11 protein-coding genes are annotated in these 20,968 nt (G+C 38.5%); 1 reads left to right on the top strand and 10 read right to left on the bottom strand.

The window, feature by feature from the left end; genetic code table 11:
• Positions 1-73 precede the first annotated feature (73 nt).
• The 9 genes from H4O18_RS13965 to H4O18_RS22495 all read right to left on the bottom strand — a co-directional run bounded on the left by H4O18_RS13965 (position 74) and on the right by H4O18_RS22495 (position 18,370).
• Positions 74-2,464, bottom strand: coding sequence for a glycoside hydrolase family 95 protein (locus H4O18_RS13965; protein WP_187585613.1), 2,391 nt, complete (start codon positions 2,462-2,464; stop codon positions 74-76).
• A 35-nt stretch (positions 2,465-2,499) separates the two neighbouring features.
• Positions 2,500-4,809, bottom strand: a complete 2,310-nt coding sequence (locus H4O18_RS13960; protein ID WP_222942417.1) for a glycoside hydrolase family 95 protein — start codon at positions 4,807-4,809, stop codon at positions 2,500-2,502.
• A gap of 12 nt (positions 4,810-4,821) precedes the next feature.
• Entirely contained in the window at positions 4,822-7,803 is a 2,982-nt protein-coding gene (locus tag H4O18_RS13955; protein WP_187585611.1) for a glycoside hydrolase domain-containing protein, read from the bottom strand.
• Between the two features lie 53 nt (positions 7,804-7,856).
• On the bottom strand, positions 7,857-8,588 hold the full coding sequence (locus H4O18_RS13950; protein ID WP_187585609.1) for a phytanoyl-CoA dioxygenase family protein: 732 nt from the start codon (positions 8,586-8,588) through the stop codon (positions 7,857-7,859).
• Between the two features lie 64 nt (positions 8,589-8,652).
• A complete protein-coding gene (locus H4O18_RS13945) occupies positions 8,653-11,181 on the bottom strand; it encodes an alpha-N-acetylglucosaminidase (RefSeq protein ID WP_187585607.1) in 2,529 nt (842 codons plus the stop codon).
• A gap of 19 nt (positions 11,182-11,200) precedes the next feature.
• Positions 11,201-12,037, bottom strand: coding sequence for a sugar phosphate isomerase/epimerase family protein (locus tag H4O18_RS13940; protein ID WP_187585605.1), 837 nt, complete (start codon positions 12,035-12,037; stop codon positions 11,201-11,203).
• Between the two features lie 162 nt (positions 12,038-12,199).
• Positions 12,200-13,735, bottom strand: coding sequence for a RagB/SusD family nutrient uptake outer membrane protein (locus H4O18_RS13935; protein WP_187585603.1), 1,536 nt, complete (start codon positions 13,733-13,735; stop codon positions 12,200-12,202).
• Positions 13,736-13,746: 11 nt separating this feature from the next.
• Positions 13,747-17,052, bottom strand: a complete 3,306-nt coding sequence (locus H4O18_RS13930; protein ID WP_187585601.1) for a SusC/RagA family TonB-linked outer membrane protein — start codon at positions 17,050-17,052, stop codon at positions 13,747-13,749.
• 178 nt (positions 17,053-17,230) lie between these two features.
• Positions 17,231-18,370, bottom strand: a complete 1,140-nt coding sequence (locus H4O18_RS22495) for a FecR domain-containing protein (RefSeq protein WP_187585600.1) — start codon at positions 18,368-18,370, stop codon at positions 17,231-17,233.
• Between the two features lie 81 nt (positions 18,371-18,451).
• Between H4O18_RS22495 and H4O18_RS13920 the strand changes: the two genes are divergently transcribed.
• Positions 18,452-19,057 (top strand): RNA polymerase sigma factor, encoded by a 606-nt coding sequence (locus H4O18_RS13920; protein ID WP_187585598.1) that lies wholly within the window; start codon positions 18,452-18,454, stop codon positions 19,055-19,057.
• Positions 19,058-19,549: 492 nt separating this feature from the next.
• On the opposite strand, the gene H4O18_RS13915 is transcribed toward H4O18_RS13920, so the two are convergent.
• Positions 19,550-20,809 (bottom strand): site-specific integrase, encoded by a 1,260-nt coding sequence (locus tag H4O18_RS13915; RefSeq protein WP_187585596.1) that lies wholly within the window; start codon positions 20,807-20,809, stop codon positions 19,550-19,552.
• Between the last annotated feature and the right edge of the window lie 159 nt (positions 20,810-20,968).

Here is a 20,968-nt window from a genome sequence, read left to right as displayed (position 1 = left end):
TAATAATACTCTGGAGACTATAGAAATCGAATAAGATATTCTGAATACACTCATTTAGAACATCCAAATGTCATTAATATTTACCCAGACTGCCATCCAGGTTTAAAACCTTCCCAGCATTCAAATCAAAACGAATTACCTCCTTATGATAGCGAATTTTAACAGTTTGATTATGATCAGATTTTAACACTAGCTTGTTTAGTTTGCCATGCGACCATTCAATATCCACTTCTATTCCCCCACGAGCTTTCAAGCCAGAAATCTTTCCTGTGGGCCATGCTTTTGGGACTGCAGGTAAAATGTGAATTTCTCCTGAATGCGATTGTAAAAGCATTTCAGCCATTCCTGCCGTAGCCCCCATATTCCCGTCTAACTGAAAAGGAGGATGTGTAGAAAATAGATTATTATATACACCTCCGCCATCTACCATATTTACACCATCAACCTGGGTTAGCTGCATGGCTCTATTGAGCAGTTTGTAGGAACGATCGCCATCTAACAAGCGTGCCCAAAAATTGATCTTCCAACCAATGGACCATCCTGTACCGTCATCTCCTCTGGCATTTAGGGATACTCTGGCAGCATCAACCAAATCCGGTGTTCTAACTGTGTTCACTTGAGTTCCCGGATATAAAGCGTACAGATGGGACACATGGCGATGTTTATTTGTAGGGTCATCAACGTCTTCCTTCCATTCTTGTAATTGCCCCCATTTTCCAATTTTTAATGGTAATAGCTTTGATTTTGCGGCAGCCAACTTTTCTTTAAATCGGTTGTCCACTCCTAGCTCTTCACAAGCCTTGATTGAGTTAGTGAAAATATCCCAAGCAATCTCGATGTCCATATAGGCCCCAGTGGAAATCCCACCATGTTCCGGAGAATATGAAGGAGAGGAAACCAAAAACCCGTCTTTATCTTTCGTAAGGTAATCCAACCAAAATTGGGCCGCCTCCTTCATTATAGGATAACCTTTAACTTTAAGATACTTACGGTCTCCCGAAAACTCGTAATGTTCCCACACATGTCGGCCATACCAAGCTGCACCACCCGGAAAAAACCCCCAAGGAAATCCCCATCCTGGAGCGGTATAGCCAAATGGATTGTTCATGGTATTGACTATCCATCCATCAGCATTAAAAAAATCTTTAGCCGATTTACGGCCTGGAGGCCTTAGCCTATCTATGTATTCTATAAGTGGTTCATGGCATTCGGATAAATTGGTGACCTCCGCGGGCCAATAGATCATTTGTATGTTGATATTGGCGTGGTAATCACTGGCCCAAGGAGGGTTTCCCATATTGTTCCACTTTCCTTGTAAATTAGCAGGCATGGTCCCGGGACGGGAACTACTGATAAGCAAGTATCTCCCGTATTGAAAGTACAAACTTTCCAAGGTGTGATCCTCTTCCCCATTTGCGTACAGCCTCAGCCTTTCATCTGTGGGTAAATTATCTTTATCCGCACCATCCAAAGTGAAATTTACTCGCGAAAATAAATTGGAATAATCCGTTATATGTTCCGACAAAAGCACGTCGTACCCCTTACATAAAACTATCTCAATTGTTTTTTTGTTCAACTCCTTATACTTTCTACCTGAATAATGTGGATATTCATTTATATAATCGGTAGAAGCGGTTAGGTACAATGTGAGGGTATTGGCAGCTTTCACAGTCAATTTCCCATCAATAAAAGGAAGGATTTTTCCATCAGATTCTACAACTAGCCTACTTTCAAATCCCATCCCATTGTTTTCAAGATACCCAGACATTATAAGCTGTCCACCTTTGAACGCCATGTCCACATTTTTATGTTCGGTTGTTTGTCTAAGGACGTAGTCAATCCCTTCTGGCTTATCATTGTGAAAACGGAAAACCAATGTTCTACTGGGGTAATTAGCAAAGTATTCCCGTTTATGATGAACACCATCATTCATATATTCAACGCTGGCAACCCCTTTATCAATATTAAGTTCCCTACGGTAGTTACTTACTGTTCCTGATGATTCAGGTCGTACATAAAGATCTCCAAATGGTTGATACGCCCCATAACCTTCCCATTCACTATTTCCTTTATCTGCTTTGATTACACCCGTGAGTTCCCTGTTCGCAAGTTGGTGCGCCTCTTCGTATTTTCCCAGGTCGAGCAGTCTTCTAACCTCGAGTAAGTGCTTATGTGCACCTTCCTTGTTTCCACCATTATATTCGTTCCACTCCCCCTTTCCCCCAGTCCAAAGGGTCTCTTCATTAAATTGGATATGTTCCTCTTCTACTCCTCCAAAAAGCATGGCCCCCAAGTACCCATTACCAATAGGCAAGGCTTCCTTCATCCAGGAATTGGCCGGTTGTTTATACCATAGTTTCTGATCTTTCGATTCCTGCCCAAATGAAAATACGGCATTTAGGAAAATAACAAATATGGTTAGAAGAAAAGTACATGTCGTTCTTTTTAAATTGCTGAATATCATATTAATTTACAGTTAATTATATTGACCTATGGCGGTTATTTTTTTATAAGAGTTATATTATCGTCAACTTCTGTTTCAAAAGTCAAGATATTTCCTTCTTTTTGATGTTTAGCAGAACTTTCAAAGCTATCCGTAAAGGGGTTTTGAACTTTTAGGGTACCACCTTTTAGGGATTTGATCTCTACTTTTTGAACCTCACCTGATTTCATTTGCGCTGAGACCAAAAAAGCGCCTTCAGTTCTTAGTTGATCAAATCCCACATTTTTCCAGTTTTCGGGAATGGCCGGAAAGATCTTTACCACACTGGTATGACTTTGAATTAGCATTTCTTGTATACCGGCTGCGAAGGCGAAATTCCCTTCTAACGTAAAAGGCCTATAGGTAAAATTGGATTTTCCAGTTCCCGATTGATCTCCATTTACATGAAAACTATTTGGAAGTACGAACGAAGTAGCAAAATCCTTAAGAGCCTCGGCCGCTCCTTCTCCGTCCAGAGCCCTTGCCTTAATATTCCCCAACCAACTAAAAGAGTACCCTGTCCATTGACTACTACCTATAGCCTCTAAATTTTCAATGGTTTTCTGAATTATCTCCATATCTTCCTCCCCATTGGAAGGGTCTATTAATCCAAGTGGATGAATGGCCATTAAATGTGAAAAGTGACGGTGTGATTCCTGATAAGGTAAATTAGGTGAGAACATAAGTCCGCTATCATCCACAGCATAATCCGGCCATGCTTTCAAATCGTTCTTCCATTTTAGGGCTTCTTCCTTAAGGCCTAGCTCCAATGCAAGTTCTGCCGCGTGCAAATACGTCCATCTGACAAGTGACAGATCAAAATTGGTCATTTCTCCAAACCAAGCTTCACGCGAATTGTTATGGATTTCCGGGCTTGAGCTCAAAGGGAGCTTTCTTTTGCCATCATCGCCTAAAACGGACAGTTCATTGAAATGTACTGCCACCTCCTTGATCCAGGGATAAGCTTCCTCTTTCAGAAAATCACGATCCATACTATAGCGCCAATGCCAATATAAATGCTGACCCAGCCATGCCCCTACCGTTGGACCAAAAGAATATTGTATCCATCCTCCCATTGGTTCCCCTGTCAATGTTGTAACCCCAGGCACATTGAGACCATTTGTACCGTAAAATTGTCTGGTAAATTTCTTAAACGTAGGTTTATACTCAATTAGCCAATCTATAAAACCCTGTTCCAAATCCAAATGATTTCCAGAATAGGTAGGCCAATAACTAAGCTGTGTATTTAAGTCATGATGAAAGTCCCCTTTCCATGGTGGAAGTTTTCCATTATCGGCAGTCCAAACACTCTGTAAGGATATTGGCGCAGCCCCTTGTCGGGCGGCAGATCCCAATTTGTACATTTCCATGTACCACTGATTCTGTAATATGGTATCGGGAATAGAAACACTAGATCGATTCCAAAATCTATACCACCATGATAAATGTGTCTCCATTGTATCTCCAAAATCCTTTAAAAAGGAATCCTCTACTATTTCTGTTGCTGGTGTTACAGTTTCATCATTTGTTTTTCGGGAACTAATACTCCAACTTCCCACAAGAGAGTCCAATCTGTTCTCCCATTTCGTATACACTTGAAATTTAAACTCGTCCCACCCTGTTTGATCATAGGTTATGGAATTGTCTTTATATAAAACCGTTCCTTCCTTATACCCCAATCTCCTGAGGTCTTGACCACTAACGGGATCGACCTCTGTGGATTCCTTAGCATCGAAATATGGAGGAGGCACAATAGTTGGGTGAATAGGTGTTGCTAAATTTTCAAATTGATACCAACCTATGGGTTCTGTGGCATGCACAAAAGTTTTTAGAATTGTTCCATTTTTCCATTCAACAGTACAAGTAGCAGTTGCTAGGTTAAGCTTAACGTTCTTAATTTCCCCAAGCGCGCTGATATCAAACTCTATTGCCCCACCTGGTATCTTGGACGGCGCAGGTGAGTTATCATAAGGGGCATCATATTTATCTTGAACATTTTTATAGGTTTCGTTTTTCCATTGATCATGCACCCACTTAAAGTCGAAATCCAGAAAATTCAAATTTTCCATGGGACGGAGATCCCAAAGGTCCGAGCGATCAAGTGAAAATCTAAGCTTTCCATCATTTTGCCATACCAATGCTCCCAGAATGGCGTTTCCCAATGGTATTCCTTCATCCCAAGTAGTTGCCAACCCATCAAACTCCAGCTCGTAATCGGGAAGTCTGTCGGGCTTAGCAGTTCTTTGCCGGTCTTCGGTACAGGAAGTTAATAAGGCCAAAGTCAATAGGCAATTTATAATTGTATTTAATGGCATCTTTCTAAGCATCTCTTAGTTTTACTATTCAACAATAAATAGCCAGCCTTTGGTTGGCTCGATTGGAAATTCTTCATCTTTTGAAAATGTTTTTTCGGGTTGGAAATCTTCAATTTTAGGAGCGATAATTCGAACCTTACCTTTATCTAACCCTACAGCTTGCCAATCTATATTCAACTTTACATCTACGGTTTCTTTTGCCCAACTTGCCACCGATATTAAAACCTTACCATCTTTTATATAAGCTGTGGCTTTTACATCGGGATTGGTGGTGCTTACCACAGTATTTTTCTCCCAATAACCTATCATCTTGGCATCGGCAATCCCAAATCGGTCCCACACCTTCCAAATATTTCGAGGGTCGCAGGATACACCCTCTGTGAACCATGGATATCGAACTGTCATGCCATAGACCATACCGCGCCATGGGTTGCCACCTGCGTGAAGCATATCGCCCATGTGCCCGAAAGGGATACCGGATACTTCCACTAGCCAATTTTCAGGGGGCATTGCATCATAATGAAATGATTCCCCGAACCACAATTTATCTAAATATGGGAAAAACTCTGCATATTGGTTGGCCGGGCCTTTAGAAAATCCAGTATTGGAATGAAGATCGATCATAGACCCGGGCTTCTCCCTGTCCAAGATTTTGCGCATCCTTTTTAAGATTCGTCTATCGTAAGTAACATCATCCAGATATAAACCGTCTATATCCATATTTTGCAACAACCAAGAAAGACCTTCCAAATAATAATTATACCAACGTGAATCCCCTGGAGCATTTATTATTGACGCATCAATACCATTTTCTAATGGAGAATACCATTGTGTATTATAATCGGTGACCAAATGCTCTTGCAACCAAGGGTATCCACCACCTTTTCCAGTTCCAAGAATTTCGTTGCCCAAACTTCTCAACGCCCATATTTCAGTGGCGTGGTTGGACAATTCCCTTATGGTATAATAAATCTTCACCTTAAGGTCCTTCTCATGCATTTCATCCACAAAACCGCGCATTTCCTTAGTGTTGATAAAAGGATAATTGATGAAGGGATTGTATTTATTGGCATGATGGACATTGATGATTTTCACCCCATCCGTTATCTCTTCCTCTTTTGGTTTGGGAGCCAAACCGTTATGGTAATATCTATTTGTAAACTGTGCCTTGCTGTCTACTTCCTTGACGGGTGTAATCAAAAAAGATAGTTCAAAAACCAATTCCTCTCCTTTCGTAAATGTCCGTTTTCCAGTAAATACGGTAGCAATGGTTTCTTCTTCTTTCTTCTCTATAGAGAATCCACCCTTACCATCATTATCCCAACTTTTGGCCGGTTCTGGCTTATAAAGATTTAATAATGGACCATGGTACTCCCCTCCACGTAGCTCAACATGCAAACCTCCATAGGTGTTTCCTACCCAAAAACTATCTTGGGGCCCACTCCATTTCGCTCGGTGTTGCCTAGGGACTTTTGTTCCCGGTAATCCCATACCCATCATATACTCCGCTACAGAGGACTGAAAGGGTATCTGTAATTTAATGTCTTCTAGGTTAACATCCGATTTGGCAAGTAATTTTATCTTATAATTAATATGCCCATCAAATTCTAAAGTGGATTCTGTTTGAATATCAAAATGCTGGGTATTCGATGAATATTTATTTACCGCTACTCCCGATTTGCTGATTTTGGATAATCGTTTTTCATTCTTAATATGCTCCCCATCCAAAACAAACTTAATAGGACCGGCTAATATTTCCGTGTCCCAAGCCTTTATGGCGGTCGGTAGCCCACCGTCACCGTATTCGATATTTTTACCCAAGAGCTTCACGGTATTGTCTTTCATATCCGTGCCAATGGGTGTATATGAAACAGTAGGCTCATCATCGATCCCAATGGTAGAATTTAACCAGCGTAACCTAGAGTGTCTCCATGGTTCATCATCACCACGATTAGCAATTATTTCATCATCTATATTTAATTCAACAGTGATGATTTGGTCAATTTGACCATCGGCTTTTACCGTTATATTCGCGGTATAGCGACCCGCCTTGGTATCTTTTGGAATATCTACCCCAACCCATAATGGCTGTACCTTTCCCTTAGCTACATCAACTTGCTTTGTAAAGGGGTTTCCATAAGGATCTACTCCATGGGTATTAAAACAAGTAAAAACACTTTCCGGAAACAGGTTTCCACTAGACGATTTCAGGCTAGAGAATTCCAATTCAATATTATTCACCGCCTTTTTGGCAGCGTAGACACCTATCTGAAAAGTATAGTATTCATGCCTTTTAGCACTTCCTTCAAAATGGTGTCCAATTCCATTCTTTATCCACTTCAAAGGCAGGTAATCCCGCATTTTGATTGGATTTTTTCTATCCTCACCAATAACAATGTAATCTGATTCTGCTTTACTAACAAAGCGTTCTAATTCTTCTTGGGTCGCTACAACCTCCATGGGGTAGAAGGAATCAAATTCCGTTCTCGCCTGTAATTCTAAACAAGTGGCCTTAGGCAACCTGCGTAGTATTCTTTCATTACCAAGCCTATTATCTGCGACCCACTGGGGATCAGGTGATTTTTCCTGATCAAGGTATCCGTACCTATAATACCCCCATTCCAGATCTGGTTTAAAAGGCAGGTAATAAAAGTAGTAATCCCCCTTTTCTGCTGGACCAAATACCAAGTCACATTTTTCGTTATTAACTTCTAATCGATGAATATTTTCAATGGTATCCCCTGTTTTGGCATTGACTATGATAAACCTTCGCTTCTCGATTGATTCGTCATGGCGCCTCCAATTAAATTTCAGTTTAACAGCTTCCGCTTTCTTGGGCACTTCGAATATGGCTCTATGATTTCCCAGACCTGCCTCCCATGGGATTTCGGCAATGCTATATGATACTTCAGACTGAGAGTAGCCTAAAAAACAAAATGCATTAATAAGGATAATAAACATTAATTGTCTGGAATGAATAGGAATTAAACCCATTATATTTTTCATTTATAAGATTGGTATTTGAAATTTCATGTAGATAGAATAAAACAATTGAAGGTTCATTGCTTAACTTTTCTTTCCCCTGTATGATCTACCCCTTTAGAACGTTCCAAAGCTATCATCGCCGTTGGCCGGAAATTCGTGATAATGGCACGCCTGTTATTGTCCGTAGAATTACCCCTACTGTAATGTAACGTACCTCCATGGTGAAAAACACATGATCCGGGAGTCAATTCTATACACATGGAATTTTCCTCGCTCCCCTCGCATCTAAGTGCTCCTTTGTTGCCCGTCTGCTCATGTTGCAACACTTCGGAGAGGTGAGATTTTGGGGTGTACCACATACAGCCGTTCTCCTTATAGGCATGATCAATGGCTACCCAGCAGCTTGCTGCGCGTTTATCGGGCATATCGATCCAATAGGCTGCATCTTGATGCCATGGGGTTATAGTATTGGTATTTGGGGCTTTATTGATTAGCATATCAAAGTCCAGTGCTATATCATCGCCCATCAGTTCTTGGGCCATTTTTAAGGTCTTAATATGCAGTACCTTTTCCAAAAGTTCCGGAACCAACTTACTGGGAACCATAATTTGCGTGATGTTTTCCTTAGTAGTATCATCTGATCCCGATAGATCGGACCGGTAATTAGAGGCATCGATTCTATTGTCCAAAAATGAATTATAGAGGTTACTATAGTAAGTTACCTCTGCCTCATTCAATAAATTTTCAATGACCAGATATCCCTCGTCCTCGAAAAAAGTTTTTTGCTGTGTAGATATTAATTTCATAATCGCTTTTATTTGTTACTATAAACAATATTCCTGCCTGGCAATTGCCGATACCACTGTTGTTTTATTCTTCAAGAATTAAAATCACTTTCCCTTTGGCTTGTGATTCACCCTGATTTCCATCTATTGTTACTTTCAGGGATGCACCGTTATTTGCTCTAACTCCTTCTGGCATCTCCAGGGAATATATACCGATAGAATTCGCTTTATTCAGAAGACTTTCATGTGAGCTTTTATATATCGGCTTACCATCGGCAATCAACGTTACCTCTTTTATATTCACAGCCGACTTCCCACTGGTATAAATGAATTTAATTTCTTTAATTTTAGGCAAATGCACTCTTTTAATGGGCCATTCCATGGAATTATCCCTTGAAGACCAGTCACCCACAACAATATCATCTTCTTTCACTATTATGGGAATAGGTCGTTCAATAGCTTGTTTCACCAACTGTCTAGCCGTTTCCAATGGATCTTCAAAAGGATCTATTTTACTAACCCCTTTTTTCTTTACCCAAGCATCTTCAAACGCTCTATTATCATATGTTTCGTTTAATCGTAAACTTTCCAATTTACCTGCCATTCTTTCACGATAATAATCACGGATAAGACCTCCCCACATTCTAGCGGCATAATCATTAACACCTAATTTTAATTTAGGTGGACCCCATACCGTCAGTATTCTTCTTGCATCCTCCTCATACTTATCCTGCTGCTTTGTATCCTTACTTGTTGCTCTGGCAAAGTCGATCCACCTTTGTAAATTTAATGTCGGATGGTTTTCTAACAATCTATCCGCATCAGTTAGTAATTGTAAGGCCCATTCACCAGCCATATCCCGAGTTTCAAAGTCTAAATTTTGATGCGCATTATATGCATAACCAAACCAGTCTTCAGCCTTATGGCATAAAACAGTTGCTGAAAACTCAAGAGCATCGGCTTTATAAAGTTCGGAATCCTTCAATTCGTCCGAACAGGAAAGGAATTTTTCTATAGCATCAAAAATACGGGCATCTTTGTTTATGGTACCTATAGACCACGAGCCACTATCTCCTTGAAACCCAAAGCGTGGATGATCCGTCATAGTTCCGTAACTGGTTTTTCTAAGTAGCTGCCATGCTTCTGCCATTGCTGTCGGACAGGCTCCGTAGCGGGCCTTGGAATAATCATTATACCATTTATCCAAATCGATGGCCTCTGTTGTCCATGCCATATCGGACACTAGTTCGAAGGTAACTTCGTTATTTTCGATACCCTCAGGGGCAAAACCGAAACCGGAATTACTCTTATTATATGGGGATCTTAAAAGTTCAATTGGGTTTGTGGCATAATAATCATGAACACCTGTATGGCCGGTTTTGCCCCCGCTATTTAGCATAAAACCATAAACCCAAGGTTTGTTATTATATCCTTCGAATACTTCATAGTTAAAACCGTTTTTATAAGCTATACCGTTATACTCATAAGCATAATCGAGAATCATCAATTTGTCATCAGGAATTTTACTGAAAAGTGCATTGGCTGTTTCCTTGTTCCAGATATTTCTTTGGTATGTGAACATCCATCCCTGTACTACCCAAACGGCATCCGTGTTTCCTGATTTAAGTGACTCATAGATAGAACTTCCATAATCAGCTAAAAGTTCGGTTACCGGTCTATCCGTTTTTGGAAGGTCCATTTCATTGAAACTGTCGGCTAGATAGTATTTGCCTTTTCCAAATTCACTTTCCCACTCCTCAATAAAAAGCTTTCCTATCTTTTCAAATAAGGGTGTTTTCGGACTAATGAGGTAGGCTTTATACTTTTCCGGAAAACCACCCCAACTTACTGGTAAAAGCTCATTTTCGGAATATAGTCTACTAATACCCTTAGGCACAAAACCAGCAAAGGCCGGCAGGATAGGATTCATGGAAAGTTCTTTCATCCTATTTAATATTTTGTGCTGAAGTGCTATTTGACCATTACGCCATTCTTCCGTCAACAATTCACCACCAAGACCATTTATATTTCCCATACGTTGCCATGGCAATAGTGATGGAGCCGTATAAAACTCATTAATTTCGTCCTGTGTTAACCCTAATTTTTTCCATACGCGTGTAGCGATTGCTTCATTGGCTACCAACGCCAAAGGGAAGTTCATTCCTCGTAAGGCCATCCAATCAATTTCCTTTTCCCACCTTTCCCAATTCCAGTACGGCGTAGTATAACCGAAAGCACAAACATTCATATAATATCTATTCTTGTATGGAGAAGTATTTGTCCTTTCTATTTCAGGCAATTCCGCAGGAATATTTATATTTTCGCCAGACCAACTTATCATGGAATTGGTGGCATATTTCAAGTAATCATAAGCTCCTCTGGTCAATGCTGTAGATGCATTGGCACTTACTATAACCTTATTGTTTTCCACTTGTACAACATAGGTATCCAAGGTGTCGTTCTCTGTGTAATTAAAGATAAACTTTGAAGCTTCTTCCTTTCCTAAAACTCTATTAAGTACATCTTGGGCCGCCGATTCTTCAGGACTTTGGCAACTATTTAAGTTACAAGAACCTATCATAAGAAGAATCGAAGTAATATATAATCTTAACATCTAGATAATCATTTAAATTTTAGCTATTGAGTGTTTGGTAAATGTAACAGCAGTGCCCTAGAATTTCCTTACGTACAAAATTGTTAATTTCCCACTGGTTCCGCATTGGTGATTTAGTATTGGGATAATACAACGAATAGGGATGAGGGCCGTATTCAGGTACAATGGTCATATATTCACGTTCAGTCGCTATGGCATTTTTCAACATGTCCCCCCACCATTTTAGGAACAAATCCAGTTCATTTTTATTATTTTCATCCCTTGGATCGATTACTTGCGGAGTTTGCGCGGAACCTACCCGAGCATGGATATGGTAGGTATGCTTAATTGCCTTTTGGATAGCTATTGTTTGATTTTCCAACATAGATTCTGCAACACAACACCAATGTGAAAAGTCCGAAGTCAGTTTTATAAAGGGGTATTCCTCCAAATAGGGCAGACAAGTGTGAGCTGCAAATGAGAATCGGGAACGATGAGTTTCATGTGTAATAGCAACTCCTGTCTCCTCTTCAATTGAATGAGCCATTTCCAATAATTTGGCATTTTGGGCGTAACTATAAAAATCCATCCCTGTATGAGAGTTAATCAATAAGGGCTTGGCTTCGGCTAGGTTATACAAATGTCTTTTTAGGTTATCCTGATGTTTTGTAAAATTGACTTCCTTGGTTTCCCAATGTTGGGCAACAAAATCCAATTCGAAATCCTTTAACAGACAGCAAATTTTTTTTTTCTGCAGAAGGTTAATAGGCAGGTCCATTTCCACACCGTGGTAGCCAGCTTCTTTCACTTTACCTAAGAAAGCAGGCCAATCAAGTTCCGAACTTCCCCAACGTGGATAAATAAATTTTAAATGCATGCACTAATTATTCTTATCGAGCTTTTACTGATAATTAATTATTCTGAACATTAATTAATTTAATAATCATAAGAATATTTTGATTAAAGAAACCCCGCCCTCAAACTAACTAATCAACTAACTCTTTGGAGCGGGGAATTCCTATAATCTTAAATAATTCAGTTAATAACCTGTATTTTGCTTTAATTTGGGGTTGTTGATCAATTCAAAATCAGGAATTGGCCAGACGTAATCCCTAGGAGCTGTAAATGTCCGGTCCTCCAGTGGCACAATTCCAACTGCTGGTTCATTCATGGTTTCATCCAACAATTTCCACCTATGGTAGTCATAATAAAGAATTCCCTCTGCCGCCAATTCAATAATCCTTTCCCTACGTATTATATCCCGAAAGGTTTCTTTAGTAAGACCTGCAAGTGCAATAGGAGGAACAATAATATCGGACCCATCTGCTGCGGCTCCTTTTCCTCCTCTAGTTCTTAACCCATTTATTAGGTCCAGCAGATCTTGGGATGGACCATTGACCTCGTTCATGGCTTCGACGTAATTAAGATATACTTCCCCCAGTCTGAAAACTATAAAGTCGATATGGCTTCTTTGCTCAGCTGTTTCTGCCGGATCGATCCATTTTCTAAAATTAAGCCAAGTGCCATTATTAACGAACATAGACCCTTCGTAGTCCACTTCTTCATTCCAATTAAAAATAGTCTGGTTCAATCGCGGATCTCTATTTATGAATGGCATATCCGAATCATACAAGGGACTCGTTGAAATATCCTCTCCGTTTATATCTGGATATCTTTCTACAAGGGCCTTTGTAGGAGAATAAGTGGTCCAAGATGCATGAAAACTAATGGGTCCAAGCCACTGACCTAAGGAATGATAACGCCCCTCAAGATCGGCATTTACCCGGGCGAGTATGATTTCTGAACTTCCTTCTCCTTCCGGTCTAAACAATTCTGTGTAACTTTCATGTAAACCAAAACCACCAGACATTATCACACTAGCTAAATCAGCGCTTTCGGTCAACATAGAATTATCTGATGCCAAAGTCCCCTCATAAAGTAGAATCCTTGATTTTAAGGCCATTACCGCCCATTTTGTAATCCTTCCATATTCTGGATTATAGTTTGATGAGGACAATTCTACTAAACTTTGATCAAGTTCTGACAGCACAAAATCAAGTACCGCATCTCTTGAAGTGGGCTCCACTTGCCCTTCATTGATAGCCAACAATTTAGTGACAACAGGAATATCCCCAAACTGATACATCAACTTATAATGAGCCCAAGCCCTAAAAAATCTTACTTGCCCTAGATATTGCGCTAATGCCGTATCGGACAAACCAGCTTTTCCGACATTCTCCATAAACCAATTGGCATCCCTTATGGTTGCATATTGACCCGTCCATAAACTATTGACCAAACTGGACCCCGGATTGATGCCCCCTGTAGAAATTTCCACGGAAGCTCCACTTTGACTGAACAATATCTCGGTTAATGCATCCCATTCTATTTGCCCCACATTGGATAATGACCCATAAAGTGCATTGGCAGCCTGCCGTACCTCATCTTCACTGTTCCAAAAAGCATCTTCGGACAGTGCTGTAACGGGTAGCTTGGTTATGTCATCTTCTGTACAACTATGAAGAGCTCCAAATGCAAAAATTAATACGTATATAGATTTAATGTAATTTTTCATATTATTTTTTTTTAGAAATTAATATTTACTCCCAGTGCAATGGACTTTAAAGGCGGGATTGACAACCCATTGGATTCAGGGTCGAAACCAGGCCTAAAATCAGATACCGTTAATAAATTTGTACCTGTACAATAAAGTCTAGCTCTTTGAATGTACTTATTGTCATTTATTGGAAGTGTATATCCTAATTGCAAATTCTTCAATCTTATATAAGAAGAATTAAATGCCCAATAGCTCGAATTAGTGTAAAAGTTTTGGAAATAGGTTTGTTGTCCAAAAAGTAGCAGCCTTGGATATGTTCCATCAGTATTAGTGGAACTCCAAGCGTCGTTTGCTTCTTCCGGAATCCACCCGGAATTACCAAATAAATCATTGGATCTATAATCTTTCGATTTACCTGTACCTTGGAAGAACATTTGTATATCGAAATTCTTCCACTCGGCATTCAAATTAATCCCATAGGTAATTTTAGGAAGTGTTTCCGCAATAGCCACATTGTCCTCGAAATTCAAAACACCATCACCATTTTGATCCACATAGCGAATGTCCCCCATGGTAGTATTAGGAGCAACCCCAGAGGTAATCCTTGCCTTATACTCATCGACCTCTCCTTGGGTAGACAATATACCATCCGCTATATACCCATAGACTGTGCCCAAGGCATCCCCAACTCTATAATTGGTGTCAAACTCCGAAAAGGCATCTGTCAATTCAGTTATCTTATTTGTGTTATAAGTTCCATTAACCGAAACTCCATAAGTCAATCCATTTGACAGCGTGTTTCTATGACTTAAAACCAACTCCAACCCTTTGTTCTGAACATTCCCTGCATTAATTGCCGGGCCGCTTCTAGCCGTCCCGACAGTTCCCGGAACCGGACTTGGCAATAAAATATCCTCAGTGTCTTTGATATAGTAATCAAATGAACCTGACAACAAGCCATTTTGCACGGAAAAGTCAAGACCTATGTTCGCTGTACTAGTCGTCTCCCATTTCAAATTTCTAAAAGGAACACCACCTTCAGCAGCCGTAGGCTCAACAATATCCCCCATCCCAAAGTAATAATTACCAAATGAAATATTAGAAAAATAACTTCCGGATACCCTATTGTTACCCGTAGTCCCATAAGAAATCCTCAATTTAAGCTGATCCAATGCCGAAGTATTAAAAAAATCTTCTTTACTGATCATCCAACCGGCCGATGCGGAAGGAAAAAAACCATATCGGTTTTCCGGGGCAAAAATCGATGAACCATCATACCTACCCGTTAGTTCCAGAAAATACTTTTCATCAAAATTGTAATTAATTCTTCCTACACCAGATTGCAAAGCGCTCTCACCAGTATTACTGCTCAATTCTGTTATATCATCATTATCCCCAGAATTAGGTGCGCTAAACTCTGTTAGCAAATTGTCAAATTGAAAGTTTCTTCTTCCTGCGCTGATAAAGGAGTCCTTATTGAACTGCACATCCCAACCTGCAAGAATCCCCAAATTATGCTTATTAAATACTTTATCAAAACTAACAAAGGTTTGAGCATTATATTGATTATTATCTCTCCAGGTCTGTCCTAAACTGTTCACATCTGAAAACCAGGTAGGCCCTCCTGTTGTCGATCTTTTATATATACTGGAAACAGATCTGCTAGTACCAGAAATTAACGAGTAGCGCCCTATAACCTTTAAACCTTCCACAAGTTCCCAAGTAAAATTAGTATTGGCAGTGAAAGCTTTGTTTTTCGTATTGGCCGTTCCAGCCTCCAATTCCCACAATACATTCCAAAATCCCCTTCCATAAGCACCAGCCTCATTAAAGAATTGGAAATCCCCATCAGCATTTCTTACTGGTAAAAAAGGAGCAGTACCATTCATATGCTGGTAGATATTATCTATACCGGCGTTGACATTTGGAGCTGTATTATTTGAAATATTATAACTCAAATTTATATCCAAATCGATATTATGTCTAAGTTGTGTCTTTAGGTTAGTTCTTAAATTGTATTGCTTTCTGTCAATTCCAGTTTTAACGATTCCATCCGCATTCCTATAACCTAATGAAAAATAATAGGAAGACTTTTCATTGCCGCCTGTAGCATTTAAAAAATATCTATTGGCAACTTCCGTCTTTAAAAATTCTTCTTTCCAATCCGTATTGGGATAAGCGGGATCAGTACCGGACTCGAATTTGGCAAAATCTTCTGGAGAAAATAACTCCTGTCCTCCGGAGTTCAAAGAAGCCTCATTCATAATGCGAGCTGACTCTATGGAATTGGCTGACTTTTGTGTAGTGGTCAGATCACTAAAACTTACAAAACTCTCAAAATTAAAGCTAGCCTTTTTATTTCTGCCCGTCTTGGTCTTTACTATAATCACCCCTGCAGCTGCCCTAGATCCATATATAGCGGAAGCCGCGCCATCTTTTAAAACAGAAATCGCCTCAATATCGTTGGGATCTACACTAAGTAAATCTTGTGGCACCCCATCAACTATATACAATGGAGCGTTGTTACCTATTGTTGTCGCCCCTCTCACCAATACGGATAAACCTTGATTGTACCCAGAATCACGTATATATAGACCAGGTGTACGCCCTTGTAGTGCTGCCGCGATATTGGAACTAGTAACGTTCCCTAATTCTTCAACATCCACGGATGAAACCGCGGAAGTAACGCTTGTAATTTTCTGTGTCCCATACCCAACCAATACTACTTCGTCCAGAGAACTAACGTCTTCTGTTAATTCAATATTGATGATTGTTTGATTGTTAACCTTGATTTCTTTTGTAACAAACCCAATGTAAGATGCCACTAAGATTGCATCTCCCGAAGCCACCTCTAAAGAGAAGTTTCCATCAAAATCGGATTGTGTTCCACGACTGGTTCCTTTTTCAACAATACTGGCACCGGGTAATGGTTGACCACTTTGATCCTGGATCGTACCCTTTATAGTATTCTGCCATTTTACATTCCCGGGATTAATACTAGAAGAAGGCTCCAATCTTTTAATTGGCTTCGTGTTCTTTTTCGTTAGAACGATTTGCTTGTCAATAATATCGAAGTCAATGTTGGTATTCTCAAACATTATTTTCAAGACTTCCTCAATGCGTTTCTTTTTTATTTTGAAGGTAACTTTCTTGCCCAAGTCCAAAGTGGAATTTTCATAAAAGAATTTAAAATCGGTTTCATGTTCTATTTTTTTAAACAGTATCGATTCAATACTTTCATTTTCAATATCTAATGTTAATTTGGTATTCTGGGAATAAGTACTGGCATTGATCTGAAACAAGCATGCAAATAATAGCAAAGTTGTCAGTTTCATTTTTAAATCAAATTTGAATACACCAAAGATGTAATGCTTTCCTGCATTTTTCATATTTTTGTTATGATTAAAAGGTTATTTAGTAGCTTTTTTTAATTGAATTGTGAATCGGGGGATGTTGGTACCATTTCCCGATTTTTCTTGTTTAGACTGGTCTATTTCATATTTTGTTAAGGTTTTATGGGTTAATAATAATATTGTTCTTCGTGATTATATAGTTGAAGTTATTTGATTTTTGAAAGGTTTTCAAGATTTGTTCAACGGATTCTATATCGAAGCGACCGGTAAATTTTTTCTCCTCCAGTGCTTTGTAATTATTTATTACTACCACATTATAATGCCGCTGCAATTTCTTAACGATGGACCTAAAATTTTCATTCTTAAAAAAGAGTGTTCCACTTATCCATGAAACATGCTCAGCAATATCAACCTGTTCAACGGAGATTTCCTCTCCCTTGGTTTTTGTTGCCATGTCATTGGGTTTCAACATTAAATCCGGTTGTAAACCAGACAGCCTCTTTGAGTTATCAGTTACACCTACACTACCTTCAATCAGAACTACAGAAGTAAATGAATCATCCCCATAAGAGGTTATGTTAAATTCGGTTCCAAAAACTTCAGTAGTTATTCCATTGGCATTTACTATAAAAGGGGAATTTTTATCTTTGCTTACCTTAAAATAGCCTTCTCCCTCCAATAGAACCTCTCTATCTTTTCCTTTCTGAAATTTATTGGGATATCGCAAACTAGACCCCGCGTTTAAGAAAACATGGGTTTGATCTGGCAACAATACTTCAAAAGTTTTTCCATATGGAACGCGAAGAACATTATACACAATTTCACCATCTTCGCTATTTATCCCCTGATAGTCCAAAGTGTTTTTATCTTGCTTCGCCAAGACCTCACCATCCTTACCAGTCAAATCTTTTGAAACAGAAGTATTGAGGACTTTTACACCACTACCTTCCACCTCCAGGGTAACTTGATCATCAGGCAGTTTAATGTCCGCATTTTGATTAGAATAAAAAATGGCATAACTCAAGGCAATTAAGACAACAAATACTGCTGCATACTTGAAAATAGTAGCCCGTAAACTCTTAAATCGGACTACAACACCTTTGTCCCATGTTGCATCTTCGAATAATTCAAAAGCCTTCTTTGTATCATAAGCTTTATTCTTATAATGAGAGTATATAAATTCTCTAAAATATTCTTGATTATCCTCCTTAGAAATCCAATCTTTAAGGTATTCTAAATCCTCAACTGAAATTGTATTTTGAAGATATTGCCTTATTATTATCTTTATGTTTTCTTTCACTTTAACTAATCTTGTTTACCTTATGACAATCAAAAAATGTAATACCATGCATTTTTTTTAAACTTTTTTTTAATTTCAATTATGCACGGAGAGTTCGATCAGATAATTTATGATGAGGATGTCATGCTGGATAAGATTCGGAAAGGCGATAAACAAACATATCGCTTACTTTTTGAGAACTTCTACAAGGTTCTTGTTTTGTATGCAATGAGTCTAACCAAAAATGAACCAAAGGCGGAAGACTTAGTGCAAAATGCTTTTATAAATCTTTGGACAAAAAGAGATACATTAGAAATTCGATCCTCCATTAAAAGTTATCTTTATAAATCCGTCCATAACTTATTTATTAATGAATATAGGAAAGCTTTGAGAAATGATGATGTTCTTGATAAAATTCAATATGAGGTATTGCAACAATCCATTGAAGAGGAGGAATATGCACTCAAGAGAAAGTTGGAATGGGTAAACAAAGAAATTGATCTATTACCTCCCAAATCCAAAGAAATATTTATAATGAATAAAAAAAGAGGTTTGACCTATAAGGAAATTGCAAAAATTTTAAATATTTCTGAAAACACTGTTGAAAGTCACATAAGTAGAGCCTTAAATAGAATTAGAAATAATATACCTAAAGCATTTTTTATATTTATAATAGGGCTTAAATTACATACACGTTCAAAAAAGTAACATCCTATCTTTGTAAAACCTAATATTGATTTATTAAAAATTACTTCAATTAAATCATACGTTTAAGTAACTTATAAAGTTCACAGTTATAACCACATATAAAAACATGAGTAGCGAAACTTTCTCCATTTTTCTTTATTCATAAGGTGTACCTGATAAAAAACAAAACTTATCCTTACAAAAAGTTACCTATTCGGTGAGCATAAAAAACGATTCCCTAAAAACCCCCTGTACACAAGGCTCTCCAACGGTAGGTTCTGGACTCCCCGGGACAATATTAAAAAAGGCAAAGTTTTAAGGGAATTGAAACATGTTTTGATTCGTCAAAAATTCAACAAGGGCAGGTGATATTGGTAGGGAATTTAACACTCACCAGTATATTTTACCTTTTCTTGATTTAATTTACAAGCGCATTAAATAAAACTAATGTTGTAAAGATAAAGATTTTGAGGCCGCCTTTCCTTCGAACTTAAATTTGGAATGGGATTATTCTCAAAAGTGTACTTTTTCTCTGGTCTTCTTTAGTTCAGAGGAATTATTTTTGTCTTCAAACCGTAATTGAAGCTTGTTCATATCCTCGGCAAGTTTTGTATCCAGAATTTTGGCGTAATGCTGGGTTGTCTTTAAAGATTTATGTCCCAGCATTTTACTCACGGATTCAATGGGAACGCCATTAGATAAAGTTATAGTAGTGGCAAAGGTATGTCTTGCAACATGAAAGGTTAAGTTTTTGGTTATTCCACATAGATCTGCTATTTCTTTTAGATAGCCATTTGTTTTTTGATTGCTATATACTGGTAATAATTGATATTTGTCACGATGTAAAGAGGAATACTTAGCGATGATTCTTTCTGCAATCGGTAATAGGGGAATACTACTTAAGGATTTGGTCTTGGTCCGCTTTAATTTGATCCATCGTTTCCCATCTATCCCGATTACGATATCGTTTGCATGGAGCTTGGCAACATCAATATAGGCCAGACCAGTGTAGCAGCTAAAAATGAAAACATCCCTGACCTGTTCCAATCTGGAAATGGAGAATTGTCTTTCCATAAGGGTATTAATTTCTTCTTTGTTTAAGAATTCCTTATCAATGGACTTCGGGCGAAGCTTAAAATTGTAAAAGGGGTCTTTATCGATCCATCCATTGGCGTAAGCCTGGCGAATTAACTTTTTTAAGTAAGCAATGTATTTTAAGGCAGAATTATGGGAAAGTTCAAGTTCGGCCTTCAGAAAGTAAATGAAGCTGTTGATGAACTTAACATCTATCTTATTTAGAGAGAGGTCCTCGGAATTATAGTTTGAAATCATAAATTTTTGGAGGTGTTTCTTGGTGGTCTTATAGCGTTGAAGCGTCCTAAAGGAGAATTCCCGTCCCACCAGTTTTTCCATTCTTTGGTTGTGTTCGTTAAACATTTCCATGATCAACTTTTTATTGGTATTTGCTCCTATAAATTCATCCCTTATTCCTTTTGCCGATATATAATTATTACCATCGTTCAAAAACTTTTGATGGATATCATATATACGATTTTTAATAAAATCCAGTTGACGGTTGGTCTGTTTGGCTTCCGGGGTATAGCCAATAACCTTGTTCGCCTTAGCATTCCATTTGGAAATAGCAACTTTTCTCATGGTACTAACTTCAGCTCTTTTACCATTATAAGTAATTCGAAGATAGATTATGGCCTGGGAAGGATCACTCACCCCCTTTTTTCGTATATAAAACAGAATTGACAATAAATCTTGCATAATTTTGAATTTTTTACTGCCTAAATATAGGGAAATAAAAATAAAATTATGTATCGTAATACGCTGTTTATAAGGTATTTATGATTGATTCGGTGGCACTAAATTCTGGAGTGTTAGTGCCACCGAATGGGACACTTTTTGGATGGTATAATATGGCAT

The sequence above is a fragment of the Arenibacter arenosicollis genome (assembly GCF_014397245.1).
GTDB classification, from domain to species: Bacteria; Bacteroidota; Bacteroidia; order Flavobacteriales; family Flavobacteriaceae; genus Arenibacter; species Arenibacter arenosicollis.
Note: the sequence above shows the minus strand (reverse complement) of the source record. Positions and strands in the feature narration are given on the sequence as shown.

Coding starts and splice junctions, on each gene's coding strand:
- H4O18_RS13945 (WP_187585607.1), bottom strand. CDS start 11,181: ATGTTAAGATTATATATTACTTCGATTCTTCTTATGATAGGTTCTTGT.
- H4O18_RS13935 (WP_187585603.1), bottom strand. CDS start 13,735: ATGAAAAATTACATTAAATCTATATACGTATTAATTTTTGCATTTGGA.
- H4O18_RS13920 (WP_187585598.1), top strand. CDS start 18,452: ATGCACGGAGAGTTCGATCAGATAATTTATGATGAGGATGTCATGCTG.
- H4O18_RS13950 (WP_187585609.1), bottom strand. CDS start 8,588: ATGAAATTAATATCTACACAGCAAAAAACTTTTTTCGAGGACGAGGGA.
- H4O18_RS13915 (WP_187585596.1), bottom strand. CDS start 20,809: ATGCAAGATTTATTGTCAATTCTGTTTTATATACGAAAAAAGGGGGTG.
- H4O18_RS13940 (WP_187585605.1), bottom strand. CDS start 12,037: ATGCATTTAAAATTTATTTATCCACGTTGGGGAAGTTCGGAACTTGAT.
- H4O18_RS13960 (WP_222942417.1), bottom strand. CDS start 4,809: ATGCTTAGAAAGATGCCATTAAATACAATTATAAATTGCCTATTGACT.
- H4O18_RS13955 (WP_187585611.1), bottom strand. CDS start 7,803: ATGAAAAATATAATGGGTTTAATTCCTATTCATTCCAGACAATTAATG.
- H4O18_RS13965 (WP_187585613.1), bottom strand. CDS start 2,464: ATGATATTCAGCAATTTAAAAAGAACGACATGTACTTTTCTTCTAACC.
- H4O18_RS13930 (WP_187585601.1), bottom strand. CDS start 17,052: ATGAAACTGACAACTTTGCTATTATTTGCATGCTTGTTTCAGATCAAT.